Raw genomic sequence first — 24,805 nt, 5'->3', positions numbered from 1 at the left:
GTTCAAAGGATTTAGGATCCTATCTAGGCTAAATTAACGCCGAGTTTTTTAATGGATGAAAACGTCCGGGTTATTCAAAAATGGGCAAATAGAGTGTATTAGTATTCAAAAATAAATATAGGATAGTCTAGTAAAACAATCGTTTTTTAGACCGTTAGGTAGCAGGAAGGGTATTAGGGAAAATTACCTGTTACCAATGATTATGACTACTTTCCTTCCCAAATACTTACCCCTAAACTTTGCGCATGGATCCTATTTCGATTTTATAGTGTCCAGATAGGTAAGCGTAAAGTGAAATCGAAATAGGGCGCATCTTGCTTGTGCAAAACTAGGTTTGTTTCCTTATTTCCCATTTAGCTCTTGTCGGATACCATCCAATTTTGTTTCATCCATTTCCAATTTAAAATAAGGTTTGCTAAAGGTGGGTTCAACTTTGGTGATACTGTCTAGAACTTTCGAAAAAACGCGTCTGTCCCTGCCCCTGGCCTTTATAGCGCCAAGGTATTTTTCGAACGAAATTTTTCCCTCTTCCATATCCCATTCCTCCTTGGTCATTCTAACGTTCTTTTTGTCCATAAGCAAGGGTTGCTCTTTTTTCTTTAGTGCCGTTCCTTCGAATAGGCTTTTGAGCATATCATGGGTCGGCCTTATTTGTTCCCGCTCCATTGTTCGTAACAGTTCTTCCAAATAATCGAACCGCCCTATCATATAGTTCTGGAACCTGATAAATGAAATCATGACTTCATTCCTCGGCGTGATTTTCGTTTTCTCGAAAAAGTCGATCATAATATCCATGGTTTCCGAATGTGATCTGGAAACACTCTTGGAGTATGCCCGAAATCGCTCTGCGGTTATTCGATTAATACTTATGGCCGAAAATGTGCTCTTCCTTTTGTTATCTGTTTCCATTACAGTAATTTTTTATAACGTTTATAGGTCTTTAGGAGACTTTTCTATTGAATTTGCCACAATTGAAAATCCCTATCCAATTCACAATTATTCTCAACCTATTGAATTTCAATATTCTAAGTAATCTTATCTTGTTTCTATAAAAACTGAATACTGTAAATTATTACAGTGTTTTCAGGGCTTTCCAGCCTATTTGACGCAAGTTTAGCGGATGAGCGAAGTCCAAATCATTTTCAATTCATTGAAAATCAATTATTTATGTATCGTAACGTGGCTTTAGCCCGTTACCCTCTTGCTATTCCTTTTCTTCGTTTTACTTCTTGCAGGAATACCTTGTTCCATTTTATAGGAAAAGTGTAAAATTTAAAGCTAATTCTGTATTCCATTTCCTTGTCACTTCCTCCTACTTGGTCCGTCTAACTTCAGCAAGTTGAACATTTTAATAAATCGGTCGGCCAGTTGCTTGCCATACCGTTGTTCAATCTCACCTAGGCTTAAATTAGTTGTGATATGCGTCTTTGTACCCAGGCTTTCAAAATCCCGATAGCGGTTTAGCAGAATGCGTACGAACACTTCTTCCTTTCCATACTGATAGATATTATTTCCGGCTATTTCAGCTCCCAGATCATCAAATAGAAAAACCCCTCTGGAATAATATTGAATTACGTTCTCTTTATTCTTTTCCAGGTTGAATTTGGCGACTACCTGCTGGGTCGATATTGATGGAAACCACAGTTCCCGAACTTGATAGTGTTTTGCTAAATTTTGGATGATTTGAAAACTTGACGTTTTCCCAGTCCCGTACGAACCAAACACCAATAGCCCTTTTCTCAGGGAGATGTTTTCCAAAACTTCAAAGGCCATATCCCGGTTCCAATATTTGCAGAAGTGCCCTAGAAAATTCTTATTTCCAATATCCACTTCAAAGTCCGTGTTACTTTTCGCATAAAACTCTTGTGCCATTTTGAAAAAAAGCTTTTTAAAAATACCCGGTTCGCATAGCGGCCCTTTCATTTCTTTTTCTTTTTTCAACAGCCTTGATATTTCCTTTTTCATGCTTCCTATTCTAAAATTGGACTTCTATTTTCAATATTTTCTTTTAAAGAAGTAATTGATTTTTTATGTTGTTTTGTAATTGGTTTATTATGGTGGTCATTTTTGTCAATGCTGTTACGATAAAACTTTCGATGCTGCCTAGACAGAATTGTCAAGTCTGAATCGACCGTTCGGAAACTGAATTGGAGCATACTTCTTAGGTATCTCTTTCTCCCATCAAAAGACGCTTCCTCGATCCATCCCAATGCCTTTAGTTCTGATATGTATCGGGAGACCTGTCTTTCGGAGATTTTCAGAAATGAGGAAATGTATTTGTTGGACATATAACATTCTTTTCCGTGCTCTGTAAAGCTGTGGATTTCCAGAAATAGAATCTTGGCATACCAATTAACCTCGGTATTCAAATAGATCAGTTTGGGAATCCAAATACCCTGAAAATTTCTATCGGTGGCTTTCATAGTGCTTTCTTATGAGTTACCTCTATAATGTTTTTTCAAATGGGAATTTACTTTTTCTTGGAGTTCCTCTTCGGTATAGGAAGGATTTTGAAGCAGCCAGTCCTCTATTTTTTCACGTTCAAAAAACAGAGACCCATTGGTTGGCTTTGAAAAGGGAATCAACCTCGCCGATGTTAACTTATAGATTTTAGAAAGACTCCAACCCGTATACATTTGCAAGTTCGTAACGTTAAAGACCTTTTTCTTGACCAGGGCAGCTTCATCCAGATGGTCTATTTTTTCGAGAAGTAATTGTACCAGGGAAGAATTTTGCTTGTTCATAATGCTTTTAAATTAAGTTTTCACTCGTTTTCCATGATTAGCCCATAGAACTATTTGAAAGCAATTTGCATACGCTAACACAGCAAATCAAGTAAAGGAGAGGCTTCTTCTGTTTTCCTTTACTTTCCTTTTCATTTTATGATTGACCAAGAAATACAAGGTGGTTTTCGATATCGATTTTCAGGTCCATCCGCCGTTTGGGATTGCAGTTTTTCCAACCCGAATGGGCCTTTTGAAGTTGCTTTACCGTCCATTCGTGTTCCTTTGATTTAAAGTTAAGGGTGATATAAGTACAGAGGCGCACCAGGTTCTCCCCATAGTACCCTTCCAGATTCTCTTCGGAGATATGGTTCAGAAACTCGAAAAAAAGCCGGAAGTTGGGTAGTTTTCTATCCGTCAAAGGCATCCATGTCAATTTTGCGGAAACTTGTTTCCCCGATAACAGTTTTAAGTAGTCCTCCCGGCTTGTTCTTAGATAGTCTCTGAAGAGATTGGCCTTTTCATAATCAATCCTATGTGCTATTTGAGAGAAACGAAAGGGTGTCTCAAACCTCCTATTGTCAACTCTTACGCCGGTTTTTTCATTTTGAATGGGATAGGGGCTTGTATAATCAAGAAGCTTGGAAACGTAGATTTTTGCCAATCCCAAGAACAAAATCGTAAAGACCAGCACCAAGAAAAAACCAAAATATTTGAGGGCTAATGTTTCAGAAGCGGACAGGAACGGCCATACCTGCCAAAGTATAAGAAAATATAACCCGAGCGCCAAAACCAAAACGACCCAATGTGGCACTTTCTTGGTTTTCCATGCCCTGCCTGTTCGATACACATCGAAAACCGCTTTATCGATTCGCCGGAAAAGCAAAATAATTGTATTTTTAAAGGTAGATTTCATAATCGCATGAGAGCCCATTATGAAGATAAGAAGATATATGCAAAGAATGAATGTTTCACCCTTGTTTCACCCCTTTAAAAACAAAAAAGCTCCCAATCTCTTGGAAGCCTTGTCTTTATTGATGTGGGCCCTACTGGATTCGAACCAGTGACCCCCTGCTTGTAAGGCAGGTGCTCTGAACCAGCTGAGCTAAGAGCCCTAACGGGGTGCAAATATAGAATAGTTTTCTTTCACCCAAAAGAAAAGATCAAAAAAAATCAAACCACTTCGGCTACGGTAAAAGTGCTACCTCCGATAAAAATAAAATCATCCTTTTCCGCTCTCTTACTGGCTGCCCGGAAAGCCTCCTCTACTGAGCTATAGGAATCCCCTTTCAGGCCCTGCTCATGGGCTTTTTCCGCCAATATTGCAACGTCGAGACCCCTCATGATATTTGGCCTGCAAAAATAGTACTGTGCGTACTTGGGAAATAGGGGCAATATACCCTCTAAATCCTTCTCCTTAACAAAGCCAAGGACGATGTGCAATCTTTCGAAATCCTGTTGTTCCAATTGCCTGATCACATAGGATAATCCTTCTTTGTTATGGGCCGTATCACAAACAGTCATGGGGTTTTTATCTAAAATCTGCCACCTTCCCAACAATCCGGTATTCTTGACCACTTTTTTCAACCCTCTTTTTATATGCTTTTTTTTAACTGCAAATGCCTTAAGTTCTTCCAAAACGGCAATTACACCTTTAATATTCCTGGACTGGTAATTCCCCAGCAGGGATGTTTTGTAAATTTTATGTATTGTCTGATCGGCAAAAACAAGCCTTGCATTTTTCGACTTAGCGATAGATGTAAAGACTTCTACCACTTCTTCCTGATATTCGCCAATAACAACAGGAATACTTTCCTTGATAATACCGGCTTTTTCCATAGCGATCTTTGATAAGGTATCTCCCAACATATCCACATGGTCCATTCCTATATTGGTGATCAACGCTACTTCGGGAGTAATGATATTGGTAGAATCCAACCGTCCTCCCAATCCTACTTCGACGATTGCAATATCAACTTTTTTCTTTGCAAAATAATAAAAGGCCATCCCAACGGTCATTTCAAAAAAAGACAATTGGTTTTTCTCAAGAAAACCCTTGTTCTCCTTTATAAAACCAACAACTTGCTTCTTACCGATGGGCTTACCATTGATTTTGATGCGCTCCCTAAAATCCTTTAAATGTGGTGAGGTATATAGTCCGACCCTATAACCGGCCTCCTGTAAAATTGAAGCCAACATATGACTACTGGAGCCTTTACCATTGGTACCGGCCACATGTATACTTTTGAATTTTGTTTCGGGATGTTTCAAAAAGGCAGAAAACAATAGGATATTGTCCATTTTCCCATTGTAAGCAGATTTGCCTTTATCTTGATAGACCGGAAGTTTGGCGAACATCCAAGCCAGGGTTTCCTTATAGGTCACTTATTCCCCTAATTTAAAATTGACGACTACAAATCCAACTTGTATTGGAGGTGCTTTTGAATCTGGAGGCCATTTATGTGATAAAGCAATTTTTTTTGCAGGTTCTAATAAACAAGCTGCACTATTCATTGTGCCCCTAACTCCAGGTTCTGCTTTTGTTACTATACCATTTCTATCTACTTCTATTCTAACTACAACCGTCCCAGATTCGTTGCAATCTTGCTTAAACAATTTTCTTGTTGGTGCTCCACGGCCTCTTAAACCATAACCTACACCTTCACTTCCAGAACCTGGTCCTCCATAATAGCTGGTTGCATAAGGGTCCCCGTCGGGTTGGCCCTTATCACCGGGTCTGTTATCATCACCTTCGCTACCTGATGCCGTACCATCCGATTTATTGAGTCCGCCCATAAGCTTGTCCAACTCCGCTTTTTTTGCTTCCTGTTCTTTTCTTTTCTGTTCTTCGGCTTCGCGCTTTTCCCTTGCGATCCTATCGGCTTCTGCCTTGGCTTTTTTAGCTGCATCCTCCGCTTTTCGTTTCGCTTCTTGTTGCTGTTTTATTTTGATGGACTCCTCACTTTCTTGGGTAAGCACTTTTTCTGTTGGCTGATCTTTCTCAACCACCTCTTCTTGTACCTCTTCGGGCACGGCTTCTTGAACTTGCTCTTCTTGTACGTTAGGGGGCTCTGGAATGTCCAATGGTTCAGACCTTATTTTTTCTTTGGGTTGGTTATCCCCCATACCGAAATCCATGGTACCAAAATTCACGGAAATCCCGTTTTCGATGGGGGGATCCAAATAAGTCATTCCAATATAAAAAAGCAATAGTACAAGTACACTCAACAAGGCGGTTGTGAGCGTGAATGATTTTTTCTTGTGTCTCGTATCTAAAAACGACATAATGCCAATTCACTTTTAAAATACCGTATTACTAATTTGAATTATTTTTTGTTCAGATGATACAAAAAATATCAGCATAGCCTGAGCTACGGTTATCTTTTTTGGAGAAATATGAGCGAAAAAGAAACAAATGATATGCGTTATTATAATGCTGAATAGGCATTAATTAGGTCGCACGGCCAAGATTACCTTATAATTGTTCCTATTGGCAATATCCATTACGTTTACCGCTTCTCTAATGGCAACGCTCTCTTCTGCCCTAAGGATAATTGTGGGTTTCTCTTGTCCTTCCAGTGCCTTTTTTAATTCAATTTCAATGTATTCTCCGTTAATTCTCTCATTGTTCACAAAATACTCCAGGTTCGAATTTATACTGACCGAAACATTCTGTGTATTGGTGGATTTCCCTTTAGCCTTAGGCAATAACAAATCCAAGGCATTGGGTGAATTTGCCGTTAACATAAAAAATATCAACAACAAAAAAACAATATCTGTCATAGACGACATACTGAAGTCTGGACTTATTTTATTTCTTCCTTTTAATTTCATGTTACGGGCCTAAAGTGGTTCGTTCAAAAGATCCAAGAACTCAACTGCATTGGCTTCCATTTTGTGTACTACCTTATCCGTTCTATTTACCAAATGGTTATACCCTATATAGGCAATAATCCCTACAATCAAACCGGCTACCGTAGTGGTCATGGCCGTGTAGATACCGGAAGCCAAAGAGCCCATTTCAGCCTGTCCCCCACTGGAGGCCATTTCGTGGAATGCCAAAATCATCCCAATAACGGTTCCTAAGAAACCAATCATGGGAGCTGCACCGGCAACGGTGGCCAAAACACTTACATTCCGCTCCAATTTATAGACTTCCAGTGTACCTGCATTTTCTATGGCCGTATTGATATCATCCAAAGGTTTGCCAATACGGGATACCCCTTTTTCGGTTAATCGGGCCACTGGAGAATCGGTTTGGGCACATAATAATTTTGCGGCCTCCAATTTACCATTAGTGACATGGTCCCGAATCTGGTTCATAAAATCCTTATCTATAGTCGAAGCCGCCTTGATGGCAAAGATGCGCTCGAAGTAAATGTACAGCGCAACAAAAAGCATTAAAAACAGTACGGAAATAATAACGATACTACCCGTACCACCACTAAAAATCAAATCTATGACCGAGAGTGTCTTTTCTTCGGATAGAATTTCACCCACTGCAGGGTCTTGTGCAAGATCTTGTAACATTGACATATAGTTTCTCTTCTTTAATTTGCCTTAATAACGGTGTTTTATCGATTAAATTATGCGTTTAACACAAAATCTCGCATTAAAACAAAAGCTACCGCACCAGCCAGAAAACCGACCAATGCCAACCATGCTATTTTCTTCAAGTACCAGAAGAAATCTATTTTCTCCATACCCATGGCCACTACACCGGCCGCTGACCCAATTATCAACATACTGCCCCCGGTTCCGGCGGAGTAAGCGATAAAATGCCATAATGGGTTGTCTATGCTTTCAGAGAACATACCCATACTGGCCGCAACCAAGGGCACATTGTCTATGATAGCGGAACCCACACCGAAGAGCATGACCACAATATCGGTGTTAGGTATAGCCTCATTCAAGCTTGCTGCAGCATGGAATAAAATACCGAGGGATTCCAATGCCGCCACCGCTAATAAGATTCCCAAAAAGAACAATATACTTGGTAATTCAATTTTAGATAACGAGGCGTGTACCGGGCTATGATGACCTGTAGTATCATGATCTTCCCCCTCTACATTTGATATACTGAATTTTGAACTACTATATATTTCTGCGAATGTTGCAACTACCGCTAAAGAAAGCATCATACCAACGTATGGGGGTAAATGGGTCACGGTTTTGAATATAGGAACAAAAACGATGGAACCCAATCCTAAGTATAGCATCGTGGAGCCAAACTTAGACTTTGGAGGTTCCTCATCCAGATCGCCGTCAATTTCTCCCTTAAAAGCCTTATTTTGAATGGCGAAGAGAACAGGTACCACCATACAAACGATTGAAGGAATCAAAACATGTTCTATCAATTGCAAGGCAGTAACTTTGTTCGCTATCCATAACATAGTCGTTGTAACATCACCTATAGGCGACCACGCCCCTCCGGCATTGGCTGCAATGATAATCATACCGGCGAACCATAGTCGGGTATTTCTATCGTTAATGACCTTTTGTAAGATGGTGACCAATACAATTGTCGCTGTCAAGTTATCGATTATCGCGGATAGAATAAACGCCAATATGGAGAACAACCAAAGTAATTTTCTTTTGCTCTTGGTTTTAATAAAACCCTTTATCGTCGCAAACCCGTCGAAATAATCTATAATCTCAACTATGGTCATCGCACCTAGCAAGAAAAACAATATCTCTGCCGTTTTTCCCAAATGATGGAGCAATATCTCATCCAGATGTGTAGGTTCCAGTTCCCTAAGTTCCGCATTCACCTCAAAAACATCCATATGTGTCAATGCGATAATCGCCCACAATAAGGCCATCATGGCAAGGGCAGGGATCAGTTTGTCGATTTTAAGATTGTGCTCGAGGGTAATAGCAAGATAACCTGCTAAAAAAACGATGATAATAATGGTTTCCATATATACTATTGGTTTAATTTAAACTAATTGCTTTAACGCAATTTCAAATCCGGTTGCACTTAAATTCAATTTTGAATGATTTTGTTTAAAGATATTCAAAATTGCTTTTCTAATGGTATTCGAGGTATCTTTAAATATTAAATCATCATCCATACCCACTCTTTTCTCCATAAAATAGGCAAAAACCCTGGCCATGCCACAATTTGAGACAAAATCGGGTATTAGGCTCACCTTGCCATCGGTATATTCCATAATAGGACCAAAGAAAATTTCCTTGTCTGCAAAAGGCACGTTGGCCCCACATGAGATGACTTCGAGACCTGTATCGATCATTTGTGAAATCTGATCTTTCGTAATAAGTCTTGAAGCTGCACAAGGTGCGAATATCTCAGTCCGTAGCGTCCAGATTCTTTCATTGATTTCCTCAAAGGGAATCATTTGATCCGCACTGGCCATTAAATTATTGCCCTGTTTATTTAAATAGAATTCTTTTATATCCTCAAACGAAAATCCGTCTTCTTTGATAACTCCCCCGGTTCTATCCAAAACACCGACAATCTTGGCCCCCATTTGGGCCAGATAAAAAGCGGCAGCGCCACCAACATTCCCAAAACCTTGAATAACCGCTCGCTTGCCCATAACATTGCCACCAAAAATATCGTAATAATGCCGAACAGCTTCCGCTACACCATAACCTGTTATCATATCGGCCACGGTATATTTTCTAGGAACATCAGGTGAGTATTTCGTCGTCTCTAGAGGTTTTATAACCCCTAACCGTAATTGACCGATCCTATTTATCTTATCAGCCTCTGTGGGTTTAAAATGACCATTGAAAACCCCTTCTTGCGGATGCCATACCCCTGCATCTTCCGTAATAGGGATTACTTCCTTCGTTTCATCCACGTTTAAATCACCACCCGTACCGTAATAACTTTTCAATAATGGGGCTACCGCATGGTACCACCTTTCTAAAACCCCTTTCTTCCTTGGATCATGGGGATTGAAGTTGATTCCTGATTTGGCACCACCAATTGGAGGCCCAGAAACAGTAAACTTTATTTCCATGGTCTTGGCCAGGGAAAGCACTTCGTTTAGGTCCAAGCCTTCCCGCATTCGAGTACCGCCACCAGCTGCACCACCCCGAAGTGAATTGATAACTGTCCATCCTTCGGCCTCAGTCTCCGGATCTTTCCAGTTAAAGACTATTTCTGGTGGTTTATTCTCGTAAGCTTGAAGAAGTTTCTTCATGAATTATTGTTCTGATGACCTGACTTTGATTTCCTCCCCATACTCAAAAAAATCTTTCACCTCTTCCCCTTTTTAGGATAGTGATGTCTGATAATCTTAGGTTTATATCAATTTGAAGAATTCGATCGAACAAATATAAAATACAGAAATTAAAAAAAGGCCTTTCTACCTTTTAAACTCAAAATTTTTACGCTTTAAAACAACTTCCCAAAGCCAAAGAAAATTTATAACATTACTGTATATTTGTTAGAATAACCAATATCTAAGACTATGGATTTCACCTTATCCGAAGAACAACGAATGATTCAGGAAGCCGCCCGTGATTTTGCTCAAAATGAGCTGTTACCTGGGGTTATTGAACGTGATGAAGCCCAAAAATTTCCTACTGAACAAGTAAAGAAAATGGGCGAATTGGGTTTTCTTGGAATGATGGTGGACCCGAAATATGGAGGTAGTGGTCTCGACACGGTTTCCTATGCCCTGGTTATGGAAGAATTGTCAAAAATAGATGCTTCCTCATCGGTTGTGGTATCAGTGAACAATTCATTGGTATGCTGGGGGTTGGAAGCTTTTGGCAACGAAGAACAAAAACAAAAATACCTCACACGTTTAGCCACAGGGGAAATAATAGGAGCTTTTTGTCTTTCAGAACCAGAGGCAGGAAGCGATGCCACTTCACAAAAGACAACGGCAATCGATAAAGGGGACCATTACATTTTAAATGGAACAAAGAACTGGATTACCAATGGTGGTACTGCAGAAATTTATTTGGTAATTGCACAGACAGATAGGGACAAAGGGCATAAGGGAATCAACGCCTTGATTGTAGAAAAAGGTATGGAGGGTTTTCAAATTGGCCCTAAGGAGAATAAACTGGGAATACGTGGTAGTGACACCCATTCTTTGAACTTCAATGATGTAAAAATCCCAAAGGAAAATAGAATAGGCGAAGACGGCTTTGGTTTTAAATTTGCCATGAAAACCTTGTCTGGCGGTAGAATTGGTATCGCAGCCCAAGCTTTGGGTATCGCTGCCGGCGCCTATGAATTGGCGTTGAAGTATTCCAAAGAACGAAAAGCATTCGGCACCGAAATAGCAAACCACCAAGCCATAGCCTTTAAGTTGGCCGATATGCACACGCAAATCGAAGCTGCAAGATATTTGGTCTATAAGTCGGCGTGGGACAAAGACCAAGGCAATAACTATGACCTGTCCAGTGCCATGGCCAAACTTTACGCTTCCCAAGTGGCTATGGACACTGCAATAGAAGCCGTCCAAATTCATGGGGGTAACGGTTTTGTCAAAGATTATCATGTAGAGCGCTTAATGCGTGATGCCAAGATTACCCAGATTTATGAGGGCACTTCAGAAATCCAGAAAATCGTAATTTCACGAAGTATCACACGGAATTAGAAGTAAACGCGATGCAATAACTCATTGGATTGTTTTTATGGCCTTTGCGATGATTCATTTGAATGAACGTGAAGTCGCAAGGTGTTAATGTTCTTTTGTCGAGATTTAATTTATTGTAACTTCAGTCGAAAACACCGTTTAACTTACCATTACCATTTACGGATTTCACAATAAATCCTGCCTAAAAATCCGATATTTAGGTTATTTAGGTGTTTATTTAAAAACGTTGATTTTTTTTGTTACAAAACGGCCCAATGATGAACATAATTCATATTATATAATATTTTTGTACAAATACCATAATTTATGAAGTTGATAAAACAAGGGTTATACCTGCCGGAATTTGAACACGATAATTGTGGCGCCGGTTTTATATGTAGCCTAAAAGGAATAAAGTCGAACGACATTATCCATAAGGCGTTGGAGATTTTGGATAAACTTGAGCACCGTGGTGCGGTAAGTGCTGATGGCAAAACCGGTGATGGGGCCGGAATACTTATAGATATACCCCATGATTTCTTTACCGATGTTTGCGATTTTGAACTGCCGGCGGCAGGGGCTTATGCCGTTGCGAACGTCTTTCTTCCACAAAAGGAGAATCAAAGAGCTTTCTGTATTGAAGAATTCGAAAAGAATATTAAATCCCAAGGCCTACAATTACTTGGTTGGCGTAACGTGCCAGTAAACCGGTCGATACCCGGTCGTATTGCCATGGAAACCGAACCTTTTGTAAAACAAGTTTTTATTTCCAAAGGGAATCCGGAGCAGGATGATTTTCAGTTTAACTTGAAATTGTTCATCGCAAGAAAAGTGACCGAACATGCCATATTAAATTCCAAGTTATCGGAAAGCAAGTTCTTTTACGTCCCTAGCCTTTCTACTAAGATCATCATTTTCAAGGGGCTATTAATGCCGAAGGATATTAGCCTTTATTACACAGATTTAATGGACTCAAGGGTTGTTACCAGACTATCCTTGGTACATCAACGCTTTTCTACCAATACCTTCCCCACCTGGGACCTTGCCCAACCTTTCCGGTACATGTGCCATAATGGGGAGATAAACACTTTAAGAGGGAATGTATCGCGAATGAAATCGCGCGAAGAGTTATTTGAAAGTGATTGGTTTGGTGATGACATTAAAAATATACTGCCCATTATCCTACCTGGAAAATCAGATTCCGCCACCATGGATATGGTCGTTGAACTGCTGCTAATGACCGGCCGCTCACTGCCGGAGGCGATGATGATGCTCGTGCCTGAAGCCTGGGAAAAAAATACCGAAATGTCCGAGGCAAAACGTGCTTTCTACGAGTACAACTCCTGCACCATGGAACCTTGGGACGGACCCGCTTCAATACCCTTTACCGATGGGAACTATATCGGTGCACTTTTAGATAGAAATGGGCTACGACCTTCCAGATATACTGTGACCAAAAATGGATATGTCATCATGTCCTCTGAAACCGGGGTTATTGAAATTAAACCGGAAAATGTTGAATTTCACGGAAGATTGGAGCCTGGTAAAATGTTCCTAGTGAACATGGAGGAAGGTAGAATCATTAATGATGAAGAAATAAAGGAAGAGATTGCAAAGCGCCATCCCTATAAAAAATGGTTGGATGATAACTTAGTGCACTTAAGGGATATTCCTTATAATGATTGTCCACTTTTTCTTGGGGAAGCCTCCTTGGAAAAACGTAAGGCTGTTTTTGGTTATACCCTGGAGGATATAAATACCATAATCCTTCCCATGGGCAAAACAGCCAAGGAGCCCATTGGATCCATGGGTTCTGACACCCCAATTGCTGTGCTGTCCGAACGTCCACAACATATTTATAATTATTTTAAGCAATTGTTCGCACAGGTCACTAACCCACCTTTGGATGGGATTCGCGAGGAATTGATTACCGATATTAGTCTTACCTTGGGAAGTGACTATAACCTTTTTGAAATTACCGAAAAGCATTGTAGAAAATTAAAAATCCAAAATCCGGTCATTTCTAAGGAAGATTTGGACAAAATAAAGAATTACGATGCCAGCCCGGACTATAAGGTAGTCTCAATTCCAATGCTGTACGAGATAGTAAAAGGTCTCAATGGCTTGGAAGATGCGCTTGAATCCATTTTACAGCAAGCCTCAAGAGCAATCGATGAGGACACAAATATAATAATACTCTCAGATAGGAATACTAATGAGGAAATGGCTCCTATCCCTGCCTTATTGGCCTGTTCGTATGTAAATAGTGGTCTTCGAAAAAATGGGAATCGTTCAAAGCTAAGTATCATTATTGAATCTGCGGAGCCACGCGAAGTTCATCATTTCGCCTTATTGTTCGGCTTCGGTGCCAGTGCCATAAACCCGTACCTGGTCAATGAAATCATTGCAGAACAGATTGAAGAAAACGACATTACTGACTTCACGTTTGAAGAGGCGATAAATAATTACAATAAGGCCATTGGAAAAGGCATTCTTAAGGTCATGAACAAAATCGGGATTTCCACCTTGAACTCCTATCGAGGTTCCCAACTGTTCGAGTGCATAGGGATCAATACCAAAGTAGTAAACAAGTATTTCCCCAATACGCCAACCCGAATCCAAGGTGTAGGGCTTTATGAAATAGAGAAGGAAATCGCAAAAAGACATCATAGGGCTTATGCCAAAAAAGAAGTCGCGGCCAATCTTGATTTAGAAATCGGTGGGGAATATCGATGGAGAAGAAACGGCGAAAAGCATATGTTCAACCCCCTATCGGTTGCCAAACTCCAGAAAGCCGTTCGTGGTAATGAACCCGAAACATATAAAGAGTTTGCTGCGATGGTGAATGAGCAATCAAAAAACTTGATGACCATTCGAGGATTGTTCGAATTTTCCAACTACGATCCTATTCCATTGGAAGAGGTTGAACCATGGACACAAATTGTAAAACGCTTCAAGACCGGGGCCATGTCCTATGGATCGATAAGCAAAGAAGCGCATGAAAACCTGGCCATTGCCATGAATCGTATTGGTGGTAAGAGTAATTCTGGCGAAGGTGGTGAGGATGCGGATCGCTTTTATAAAAACCAGACAGGCGACTGGCGCAACAGTGCCATTAAACAAGTAGCATCCGGCAGGTTTGGGGTAACTTCCAACTATTTAACGAACGCCCAGGAAATCCAAATTAAAATGGCACAGGGGGCAAAACCCGGAGAAGGGGGACAATTACCTGGCCCTAAAGTCAATCCGGCCATTGCGAAAACTAGAAATTCAACACCTTATGTGGGGTTGATATCCCCACCACCACATCATGATATTTATTCAATAGAAGACTTATCCCAGTTGATTTTTGATTTAAAATCGGCGAATCGGAAGGCACGTATCAACGTTAAATTGGTTTCCGAAGTCGGTGTTGGAACTGTTGCCGCAGGGGTTTCCAAAGCAAAGGCGGATGTGATTCTTATTTCTGGATTTGATGGCGGTACAGGGGCCTCCCCCTTGACCTCTTTAAAACACGCGGGGCTTCCTTGGGAATTGGGAATCGCGGAAGCACAACAAACCTTGGTCCTGAACGATCTGCGAAATAGAATTGTCCTTGAATGTGATGGACAATTGAAAACAGGCCGCGATGTTGCTATAGCATGTCTTTTGGGCGCAGAGGAATTCGGATTCGCAACGGCACCCTTAGTAGCATCCGGGTGTATAATGATGCGCGTATGCCACCTTAATACATGCCCTGTGGGTATTGCGACCCAAAACCCGGAATTACGTAAAAAATTCAAAGGTAAGCCCGAACATGTAGTCAATTATATGTATTTCGTTGCACAAGAACTTCGCGAAATCATGGCGCAACTAGGGTTTAGGACCGTAAACGAAATGGTGGGACAAGTCCAAAAATTAGACCGAAAAAAAGCTATTGATCATTATAAGGCAAATGGAATAGATCTAACGCCAATTCTTCATGAAATAGATGTTCCTAAGGGCACCAAATTCTACAATACACAAAAACAAGTACATGATGTACATAAATCAATAGAATTTGAAATCCTGGAAAAAGCACATCCAGCTTTATTTAGAAAAGAAAAGATCTCTTTGGATTTTCCAATAAAAAATACCGATAGGGCCATTGGAGCAATTATCAGTAATGAAATTTCCAAGGTTTATGGGGCACAAGGTCTACCTATAAATACCATTAAATTGAATTTCACTGGCTCTGCAGGACAAAGTTTTGGAGCTTTTGCAACCAGGGGACTTACCATGACCGTCAATGGCAACACCAATGATTATTTGGGCAAAGGACTTTCCGGAGCAAAATTGGTGATCAAGGTGCCCGAAGGGTCGACCCTTATTCCTGAGGAAAATGTCATTACCGGGAATGTAACCCTTTATGGAGCTACTGCAGGAAGAGCTTATATCAATGGTAAGGCAGGAGAGCGTTTTTGTGTTCGTAACTCAGGGGCAAAAACCGTAGTTGAAGGTATCGGTGACCATGGTTGTGAATATATGACCGGGGGCGTAGCTGTTATTCTTGGAGAAGTAGGGCGTAATTTTGGAGCTGGAATGAGTGGTGGCATCGCCTATGTCTACGATAAAAACAAGACGTTTGAAAAAAATTGTAATATAGAGGCCTTAAACCTATTACCTGTCGAGGAAGATCAGGATATAAACGAGCTTAGGGAGCTTATTGAAAGTCACTACAATTATACGATGAGTCCATTAGCACAACGTATTTTAGAGCATTGGGAGAAATGTCTTCCCGATTTCGTTAAAGTATTTCCTGAGGAATACAAACAAGCGTTGATTCGGTTAGAAAAGGAAAAATTACAAACAATATAAATCGAAGCATGGGAAAGATAACAGGTTTTTTGGAATTCGATAGAAAAATAGAGGAATACGCTCCGGTAGACAAACGCGTAAAAAACTACAAGGAGTTTACAATTCCGCTGAAGGAATCACAATTGAAAGAACAAGGAGCCCGCTGTATGGATTGTGGTATTCCTTTTTGCCATAGTGGTTGTCCCTTGGGCAACCTAATTCCAGATTTTAACGATGCCGTGTATAAAGGTAAATGGGAAAAGGCGGCTGAAATTCTGCATGCCACCAATAATTTCCCGGAATTTACGGGTAGATTATGTCCAGCCCCATGTGAGGAAGCCTGTGTGCTTGGGATTAATGAAGATCCCGTAACCATTGAAAACATTGAAAAAAATATCGTTGAGACTGCTTTCAGCAATGGATGGATAAAACCCAAACCCCCAAAAAAACGTACAGGAAAGAAAATAGCGATTATAGGTTCCGGACCTTCAGGTTTGGCCTCAGCACAACAATTGAATAGAGCGGGGCATTTGGTTACTGTTTATGAAAGGGATGAAAAACCAGGAGGACTTCTTCGCTACGGTATTCCAGATTTTAAAATGGAAAAAAAAGTCATCGATAGAAGGTTGGAGGTGTTGAAAGAAGAAGGCATTGAATTCAAATGTGGGGTTCATATCGGTGTTGATATCAAAGCGGACCAACTAAAGAATGATTTTGATGCCTTGGTATTATGTGGGGGAGCAACGGTTAGAAGAAACCTTCCCATAGAAGGAGCGGATCTTAAGGGTGTGGTTCAGGCAATGGATTTTCTAGGCCAAAATAATCGACGGGTCGATGGGATCAGGGATTTAGGGGAGGAAATTCTGGCCACTGGCAAAAATGTCATCGTTATTGGTGGAGGTGATACGGGATCGGATTGTATCGGTACTTCCATAAGACATGGTGCGAAGTCGGTTTCCAACTTTGAAATTATGCCGATGGGCACAACAGAGCGACCGGAAGATCAACCATGGCCATTTTGGCCAATGCGGCTTCGAACTAGCTCATCCCATAAAGAAGGGGCCGAACGTTTTTTCAGTATTTCTACCAAAAAATTTATCGGGGATAAAGAAGGTAATCTTAAAGGATTAATAACCACTGAGGTTGAATGGATCAAGGAACCGGGCAAGCGGCCGATGCTCAAAGAAGTAGCGGGCACTGAAAAAGAATGGAAATGTGAATTAGCGCTCTTGGCTCTTGGGTTTACAGGTTCTGAAATGACCATTGCCGAACAATTGGCCTTGGAAGCCGATCCAAGAACAAACATTAAGGCCTCTGAGAATGATTATATGACCAATGTACCCGGTGTCTTTGTTGCAGGAGATCAGAGAAGGGGCCAATCTTTAATTGTTTGGGCTATAGCGGAAGGCAGACAAGCGGCTTTTCATGTAGATACGTACCTCATGGGGGAATCACAACTGCCATTGAAAGGTGAAGGTGATTTGCCTAGGGTATAAAATTGTTTTTATGTTGTGACATTTAATAAATGCTTATCTTTTGGGATGTAAAATTAATTTAATGTCCCACCCTGCCTTTGTTTAAAATGTTGTGAGATGCTGCAAACTATTTCTAGAAAAAAAAAGCTCCCTTTCAACAATTGTTCATTCACATTAAACTTTTTAATATTGACCATATCTTTTTTGGTCAGTTGTCCTATTTTACATAGTCAAAAAGAATCCTCAATACAAAAGCAATTTTCCTTCAGTAATTTAACAGTAAACGAAGGACTCTCTCAAAATAGTGTTTTAAGTATTGCTCAAGACACAATCGGTTTTATATGGTTTAATACCGAAGATGGCCTCAATAAATACGATGGTAGGGAATTTACACACTACAATGTCACCTCCGGTGAGACAAAACGAGAAGTAAAGTATATATCCGGAGAATTATTTGTTGATAGAGCTGGGATATTATGGGTCGTGGCCAATTCAGGAAAATTAAATCGATACCAACATGAAACTGATAGTTTTCATGAAGTACCTAAATTTGAACAGGTAATCACAATCGCTCAAGATACCAACCAAAATTATTACATTGGCACTTATGGGGAAGGGCTTTTCAAAATAGACCATCAAACCAAGGATACGCTTCAAATCCTAAAACCAAAAGATAGACATTTTGCAGTATGCAGTTTTTTGGAGACAGATGACAAGACCATTCTTGCAACTACAGATGATGGCATCATTGAGATCAAAGATGATGACTACCAGTTTATTGAGCTTGCTCCTGAAACCATATTCAGTCGGTTCGCAAAATCCAAGACAGGCACCATATTTCTAGGGAGCTATGAGAAAGGACTCTACTTAAAGTCTAAAAACGATCCTGGCTTCAAATCATTTACAGGATTTGACAACGATCCCCTTCCCGGAAATTTAATTGTTAAAGACCTTTTGGTCGACAAACAAGATCGGCTTTGGATTACCACTGAAAGGCTTGGTGTCTTTTTGGTGGATTTCAATTTAAAAACCATTCAAAACTTTATTTATGACAAGAACGACCCGTATGCGCTTAGTTCCAATTCTTTGTTTTTTATGCTTGAAGACAATGCAGGCGTCATTTGGATAGGAACACAAGGAAACGGGGTATGTTACTATGATGCTTACTTAAAAAAATTCAATGTACTGACAGATGATCAGGTATCTCAAAATGTTAATATAGATGGTATAAGAGCCATTACCACCAGTGACGACAAAACCATATGGGTTGGCACTAAAGACCAAGGATTGACCAAGATAGATTTAGTTGCCCAAAATTATATCACTTATTCGTCTGCGAATTCAGATCTTTTGGGAAATAGAATTGTTAGCTTGTTTTATGATGAAGGCAGTTTATGGATTGGGCATTTGAACAATGGACTTCAAAAGTTGGATGCCAATGGTAAAATGACTTCCTATAAAAAAACAGCACCATTTACTGTTTTAAAAATTTTTAAGGATGTTAAGGGGAATATGTGGCTTTGTACTAACCATGGTCTCTTGCAATTTGATGAAGACCAAGGTGTAACGAAACAATTTACTTCGGAAAATTCAAGCTTGGCTTCAAACTACTATATAAGTACCGTTGAACAGGATATTAATACTATTGCGCAAGGTGATACAAACACCCTTTGGGTAGGAACGGAATTTGACGGACTATACCGTCTTGACATACTGGAGAACAAATTTTTGCCAGTTGAAGGTATATCTGATAGGATTTATTCGTTGCACTATGACAATTCCGTGCTTTGGATTGGCACAAACGGTAATGGTTTAAAATCATACAACATTAAAGAAAATACTATAAAAACCTACACCAGAAAAGAAGGTCTGCCCAATGATATTATTTATGGCATTTTACCTGACGCTTCAAGAAATCTATGGTTAAGTTCCAACAAAGGAATTACTAAACTCAAAATTGAAAATGATTCCATTTCAGATATAGAAAATTACAGCAATTACTTTGGGTTACAGTCGTACGAATTTAATGCTGGGGCCTTTCATAAAAATCTTAGTGGCATTTTATATTTTGGAGGAATAAAAGGGCTTAATTGGTTTAACCCAAAGGACCTCAAAACAAATCCTGTCCCTCCAAAAACCGCATTGACCAAACTGGAAGTATTCAATAAAGAAATTCCTTTTTCAAATGAATTACAACTTGGGCACACTGAAAATACCCTATCGTTCACTTTTTCTTCCCTACAATTTGCACAACCAGAATTGAACCAATATAAATACCGACTGGTAAACAACGATGCCGAATGGATCAGTGCCGGCAATAACAATGTGGCACACTATACCAACCTGCCCCCGAACAAATACGAATTTCAGGTACTTTCTAGCAATTACGACGGTATTTGGAACAAAGAACCTACCAAATATTCATTTACCATCTTAAAACCTTGGTATTGGACCAATTTGGCCAAAGCTGGGTATGTATTGGCATTGTTGTTCATATTATTTGGCATCTATCATTATTTAAGATGGCGTTGGCAAATGAAAATGGAACTTGCCCAAGAGCACGATGAAAAAGAGCGTCTGCAAAAACTGGATGAATTAAAAAACCGCCTCTATACTAATATTTCGCACGAAATCAGGACTCCGTTGACACTTATTTCCGGACCTGTAGAAAACCAACTTGCAAAAAAAGGGCTTCATGAGCAGGACAAAAAAGAACTGAATTTAGTCAAAAGAAGTGCAGACCGGTTGTTGAACCTTGTCAATCAAATGCTTGACCTTTCCAAATTGGAATCTGGAAAGTTGGAATTGAATGTAAGTGAGGATAATCTAAAAATATTTCTTAATGAAGTTTTGAGTTCCTTTGAATTTCAAGCAAAAGTAAAAGGGCTTGATTTTGAGCAGCAGATTAAAGTCCAAAAATTAGCCTGGTTTGATCGCGATGCTTTAGAAAAAATAATTTCAAATTTACTTTCCAATGCCATTAAATACACTTCGTCCAAAGGAAAAATAACATTTAATGCACAACAACAAGAGCATCACTTGATCGTAAGTGTCATAAATGATTCGCATTCGCTTGCACAAGAAGACCTCTCCAGAATATTTGATAGGTTTTATCAAACAGATAAAAATAATAATGGAGCGGGAATAGGTTTGTCTCTGGTTAAGGAGTTAACGACTCGTTTACACGGAAGTGTAATAGCCCAATTAGACCATGCAAATAGAGTGCAGTTTACCGTTAACATACCTACAGAAGCCTCATACTTCGCAACAAATGAAATTTCTAGGTCAAAAGAGGTAAAAAAGATTGATTCAAATGTGGATTATGCATTGAATAATTCTACTGAATTAGAGCGAAGCAGCCAAAAGCCATTGCTCTTACTGGTAGAAGACGACCCAGATATTAGACAATACATCAAATCCATATTTAAAACCAATTACAGGATTGAAGAAGCCACAAATGGAGAAGAGGGTTTACAAAAATCATTTGAATTAAATCCTGATTTGATTATCAGTGATGTTATGATGCCGGTTATGGATGGTATCAAAATGTGCAATACTTTAAAATTTGACACTAGAACCAGCCATATCCCCATTATTCTCTTAACTGCCAAAAGCGGGGAGCAACATGAGATTGAAGGTCTAAGAACCGGGGCCGATGCATACATCAACAAACCCTTTAATCGTGAAAAATTGGTGATTACTGTTCAAAAACTAATAGATCTACGCCTCAAATTACAAAAGCATTTCAGTCAATATTTGAGCATCACACCAGATATTGCAATTACTTCAACAGAAAGTAGGTTCCTTAGTCAACTTAAAAAGGTTTTGGATACCCATATTTCGGACCCAGATTTCAATAGCGAATTTTTTTGCAGGCAAATGGGTATGAGCAGGACACAGTTACACCGTAAGCTTACGGCTATCGTAGGAATGTCTACCACAGAATTCATACGTTCACAAAGATTAAAACTGGCAAGTGATTTATTGCTCAATACAGATGCATCTGTTTCTGAGGTTGCCTATCAAGTAGGTTTTTCCACCCCGTCATACTTTAATCGCTGTTTTAAAGAACATTTTGGTAAAACCCCTACAGCATTTAAGATTTAACAATCTGTTTATAAGCTAGTTACGTTTGGTGTAACATATGTTTTAGCCTTTGGAACATATCTACAATCCCTATACAAATTCCTATACTACATTTACCCTGTTCTAAAATTTAAACATGTATTTAAAATTGTTCAAAACAGATAGATGTAGCATCTATGTTCCTATTGATCATATGGAAAAAGGAACATACAAGTTGAAAATATTGGAGAACAATAAAGTGATAAAAACATTCAACATTTATAAAAAATAAAATCCATCGAATGAAAGCTAAATTCAAACAACTGTTCATTTGGAGCGGTTTATTTCTGGGATTATTAGGGTGCAAGGAAAACCCTAAAAGTGAAAAGTCAAAACTTGAATCGGGGACCATTGATAAAACTTCCGGCATGGTCAACATACTAACCCGTGGTATGGAGTTTATCTCCAAAGACACGCTTAATTCTGGCTGGAACACGTTGACCTATTCAAATGAGTCGAAAGAAGTCCATTTTATATTACTGGATCTATATCCAACTGGTAAAACTGCATTGGATACCAAAAACGATATTCTTCCCCCTTTCGAGGAAGGCATGAAAAATATCCTGGACGGTGATATGGACAATGCCGTATTGGCTTTTGGCAAGTTACCAGAATGGTTTCAAAAGGTAAGGTACATGGGTGGTACAGGGCTTATTTCTCCTAAAAACACCGCGAAAAGCACCGTCTTTCTTGAACCTGGACTCTATATAATGGAATGTTATGTGAAGATGATAGACGGCACTTGGCATACCAGCCATGGTATGTACAAGCAAATTATGGTAACCGAAAACAAAACATTATTACAACCTCCAAAAGCAACTGTCCATGTCAACATTTCAAGCACAAAAGGCATCGCACTGAAGGATAGCATTTCTTCTGGAAAGCAAATCTTTCAAGTGCAGTTTGAGGACCAGACTGTATATGAACACTTTTTGGGACACGACATCAATCTAGTACGCTATGACGATTCTGCCGAATTACCCGATTTATTGGAATGGTTGAACTGGATGAACCCTATGGGATTGAGAAGCCCGGCCCCAAATGGATTTACTTTTTTGGGAGGCATGAACAACCTGCCAGGTGGCACCACCGGGTATTTTGAAGTAGACCTTACCCCGGGGAATTATATTCTAGTTTCTGAGGTGCCCGCAGCGGATGAGAAAAAATTATTTTACAAATTTTCAATAACTAATTAAAATCATTCCATATGAAAACAATTGTAAAAACACTATTCGTATTATTATTTACAATGGCTTGCACTACTGAGGATGCCCCTGAAATCCCAAAAGAGCAACAGAATACCGAAAATCCAAAAAATGAAAATCCCAAGCCTGAAACACCCACCAATAATGTTGAAGCCTTGCAAGGAGACTGGTTTAGGGTTGCAGGTAATAATCCATCAAATAACGGAATGCTTGTAAGAGTGATTGAAGAACAAGGAGTCATAATCCTAGCACAAGACTCAGGTTTTGACAAAGATGACATCAAGTGGAAGGATATCCTATCCAGGGATGAAGAGAATTATGATTATTCTGAATTGGGTAGTGACTACAACTACTATAATGCTCAAATGGAAATTGGAACCGACGATACGCTTCGTATTTCGGTTGCAGCAGCTGGAGCTGGCAACATTCAAAAATGGGTACGCGATTTTGCAGAATTCAATGATTGTATGCCATATGAACCTATGAATGATGGGAATACGATTAACGAATTCTGGGATGCCATAAATGAAACAGATTTATATACAGGTCTTTTACCTGCGGTAACCAGTCCTGGTGGTGGATACTATACAGTTGTCCTTACTAATGACAGTGGTGTTGTACCAGGCCTAAAAGTTACATCATCTAACGATACCACGGGTGCTATCTCCAATAGTACGGCGGCGGCTACGAGCGACGAAAATACCAGAACAACTAGTTTTTTAGTCTATCCAGGGGTAAGTTATGATATTGCAGCACATTACTCATCTCATGTACCCGCAGGCACCAGCCCTACTCCCTATGAAATTATTTGGAGCTATACAGATATAGTAGATTGTTATGAGCCTAACGACGAATTTTCAGAAGCAAAGGCAATTCCCAAGAACGAGATTATAGAAGCCTATGCAATCACTGGTTATATAAATAATAGTGTTATTTATGGAGACCCGCAGAGTTATGATTTTTATAAAGTACAGCTTAGGGAACCTGGTAGAATTAAAGTTGAGATGCTCGAAGTGCCTTCAAGTATCAATGTTAGCGTACAATTGGCAAAGCAAGATGAATCTGCAATTGTTGCTTCCTACGAAGAAATATCAGGTGAGATTTCAAGTAATGGTTCGATTTATAATACACTAACAGATTCAACTCTCGAGGAAGGAACTTACATAATTAGAATTAATATTGGTGGCAATAGGCCAACCGTTGTAAATGATGACCAAGACCTACCTGAGCATTGGAATTCGCCCTATAAGTTTAGGGTTACTTCAGTGGAATAATAAATAAAAAGATTTAAAGAAAGTCCCTCTACGTTAGGTGGAGGGACAATTGGAAATTTTAAAAGTCCATGGTAAACATCAGTCATCGATAATAGCGTTGCCCCACCAATCTTCGTCAGGTGAAAAATACGGCAACAACATTTCTTTTCTAGCTTGTTCTAAGCTCGGCCATTTTTCATTGACTATTATTTGATGTGTTTCTTTGGCAAGAATGCTATCATATTCAATATCCAGGCTTGGCATGTTTGCACCAACATCTGCTAACCCATCCAATAACTTAGTTCGCATTTGTCCTGAAATAACGGGATTTTCCTTAAATCATTTATACCGCTCACCATCATCTAATTTTAGATGATAGAGCTCGTCATTCCCATCTTCCTAATAGTGAATTAGCTTCCAACCATTTTCCCGGATTATGGAAGACAGCTCGCCACCTTGATTTCAATTTTTCTTCAAAATACCAAAAAAGGATCATGCCGTCCCAATGCCTTAGGGTACGATGGCATAAAAAAAGCCCCCCGCATTGCTGCGGGGGGCTTCAAGGAAGGCGGCGGCCTACTCTCCCACCTGGTGTGGCAGTACCATCGGCGCAGACGGGCTTAACTTCCCTGTTCGGAATGGTAA

The 24,805-nt window shown here is 39.8% G+C and carries 18 protein-coding genes, 1 tRNA gene and 1 rRNA gene; 6 read left to right on the top strand and 14 right to left on the bottom strand.

What is annotated here, in order from left to right; genetic code table 11:
- Positions 1 to 342: 342 nt before the first annotated feature.
- From HPE63_RS16015 to HPE63_RS15960, 12 genes are all read right to left on the bottom strand, one after another.
- Positions 343 to 909, bottom strand: a complete 567-nt coding sequence (locus HPE63_RS16015; protein WP_188315318.1) for a BfmA/BtgA family mobilization protein — start codon at positions 907 to 909, stop codon at positions 343 to 345.
- Positions 910 to 1,302: 393 nt separating this feature from the next.
- Entirely contained in the window at positions 1,303 to 1,965 is a 663-nt protein-coding gene (locus HPE63_RS16010; protein WP_188315317.1) for a P-loop NTPase family protein, read from the bottom strand.
- Positions 1,966 to 1,970: 5 nt separating this feature from the next.
- Positions 1,971 to 2,423, bottom strand: coding sequence for a helix-turn-helix domain-containing protein (locus HPE63_RS16005; protein ID WP_188315316.1), 453 nt, complete (start codon positions 2,421 to 2,423; stop codon positions 1,971 to 1,973).
- Positions 2,424 to 2,432: 9 nt separating this feature from the next.
- Complete coding sequence (locus HPE63_RS16000) at positions 2,433 to 2,744, bottom strand: DNA-binding protein (RefSeq protein WP_188315315.1); 312 nt, start codon at positions 2,742 to 2,744, stop codon at positions 2,433 to 2,435.
- Positions 2,745 to 2,880: 136 nt separating this feature from the next.
- Complete coding sequence (locus tag HPE63_RS15995) at positions 2,881 to 3,609, bottom strand: hypothetical protein (protein WP_188315314.1); 729 nt, start codon at positions 3,607 to 3,609, stop codon at positions 2,881 to 2,883.
- A 154-nt stretch (positions 3,610 to 3,763) separates the two neighbouring features.
- Positions 3,764 to 3,838: transfer RNA gene (locus HPE63_RS15990), tRNA-Val, on the bottom strand.
- A gap of 58 nt (positions 3,839 to 3,896) precedes the next feature.
- Positions 3,897 to 5,108, bottom strand: a complete 1,212-nt coding sequence (locus HPE63_RS15985; protein WP_188315313.1) for a bifunctional folylpolyglutamate synthase/dihydrofolate synthase — start codon at positions 5,106 to 5,108, stop codon at positions 3,897 to 3,899.
- Complete coding sequence (locus HPE63_RS15980; RefSeq protein WP_188315312.1) at positions 5,109 to 6,008, bottom strand: energy transducer TonB; 900 nt, start codon at positions 6,006 to 6,008, stop codon at positions 5,109 to 5,111.
- A 162-nt stretch (positions 6,009 to 6,170) separates the two neighbouring features.
- On the bottom strand, positions 6,171 to 6,557 hold the full coding sequence (locus HPE63_RS15975; RefSeq protein WP_188315311.1) for an ExbD/TolR family protein: 387 nt from the start codon (positions 6,555 to 6,557) through the stop codon (positions 6,171 to 6,173).
- A 9-nt stretch (positions 6,558 to 6,566) separates the two neighbouring features.
- Complete coding sequence (locus HPE63_RS15970) at positions 6,567 to 7,259, bottom strand: MotA/TolQ/ExbB proton channel family protein (protein ID WP_188315310.1); 693 nt, start codon at positions 7,257 to 7,259, stop codon at positions 6,567 to 6,569.
- A 50-nt stretch (positions 7,260 to 7,309) separates the two neighbouring features.
- Complete coding sequence (gene nhaD, locus HPE63_RS15965) at positions 7,310 to 8,644, bottom strand: sodium:proton antiporter NhaD (RefSeq protein WP_188315309.1); 1,335 nt, start codon at positions 8,642 to 8,644, stop codon at positions 7,310 to 7,312.
- Positions 8,645 to 8,662: 18 nt separating this feature from the next.
- Positions 8,663 to 9,895 carry a Glu/Leu/Phe/Val dehydrogenase gene (locus HPE63_RS15960; protein WP_188315308.1) on the bottom strand — a complete coding sequence of 411 codons (1,233 nt, stop codon included), beginning with the start codon at positions 9,893 to 9,895 and terminating at the stop codon, positions 8,663 to 8,665.
- Positions 9,896 to 10,165: 270 nt separating this feature from the next.
- Here HPE63_RS15960 and HPE63_RS15955 point away from each other — a divergent pair, with 270 nt between their 5' ends.
- From HPE63_RS15955 to HPE63_RS15930, 6 genes are all read left to right on the top strand, one after another.
- Complete coding sequence (locus HPE63_RS15955; protein ID WP_188315307.1) at positions 10,166 to 11,308, top strand: acyl-CoA dehydrogenase family protein; 1,143 nt, start codon at positions 10,166 to 10,168, stop codon at positions 11,306 to 11,308.
- A 306-nt stretch (positions 11,309 to 11,614) separates the two neighbouring features.
- Positions 11,615 to 16,123 carry a glutamate synthase large subunit gene (gene gltB, locus HPE63_RS15950; protein ID WP_188315306.1) on the top strand — a complete coding sequence of 1,503 codons (4,509 nt, stop codon included), beginning with the start codon at positions 11,615 to 11,617 and terminating at the stop codon, positions 16,121 to 16,123.
- Between the two features lie 8 nt (positions 16,124 to 16,131).
- A complete protein-coding gene (locus HPE63_RS15945) occupies positions 16,132 to 17,598 on the top strand; it encodes a glutamate synthase subunit beta (protein ID WP_188315305.1) in 1,467 nt (488 codons plus the stop codon).
- Positions 17,599 to 17,766: 168 nt separating this feature from the next.
- Positions 17,767 to 21,684, top strand: a complete 3,918-nt coding sequence (locus HPE63_RS15940; protein ID WP_188315304.1) for a hybrid sensor histidine kinase/response regulator transcription factor — start codon at positions 17,767 to 17,769, stop codon at positions 21,682 to 21,684.
- A gap of 260 nt (positions 21,685 to 21,944) precedes the next feature.
- Complete coding sequence (locus HPE63_RS15935) at positions 21,945 to 22,898, top strand: hypothetical protein (protein WP_188315303.1); 954 nt, start codon at positions 21,945 to 21,947, stop codon at positions 22,896 to 22,898.
- Between the two features lie 11 nt (positions 22,899 to 22,909).
- A complete protein-coding gene (locus HPE63_RS15930) occupies positions 22,910 to 24,181 on the top strand; it encodes a hypothetical protein (protein WP_188315302.1) in 1,272 nt (423 codons plus the stop codon).
- Between the two features lie 78 nt (positions 24,182 to 24,259).
- On the opposite strand, the gene HPE63_RS15925 is transcribed toward HPE63_RS15930, so the two are convergent.
- Positions 24,260 to 24,469 carry a hypothetical protein gene (locus HPE63_RS15925; RefSeq protein WP_188315301.1) on the bottom strand — a complete coding sequence of 70 codons (210 nt, stop codon included), beginning with the start codon at positions 24,467 to 24,469 and terminating at the stop codon, positions 24,260 to 24,262.
- 254 nt (positions 24,470 to 24,723) lie between these two features.
- A 5S ribosomal RNA gene (gene rrf, locus HPE63_RS18670) occupies positions 24,724 to 24,805 on the bottom strand; the annotation flags it as partial.

The sequence above is a fragment of the Maribacter arenosus genome (genome assembly GCF_014610845.1).
In the GTDB taxonomy this organism is placed as follows: domain Bacteria; phylum Bacteroidota; class Bacteroidia; order Flavobacteriales; family Flavobacteriaceae; genus Maribacter_A; species Maribacter_A arenosus.
This window is presented reverse-complemented; position numbering and strand designations above follow the sequence as displayed.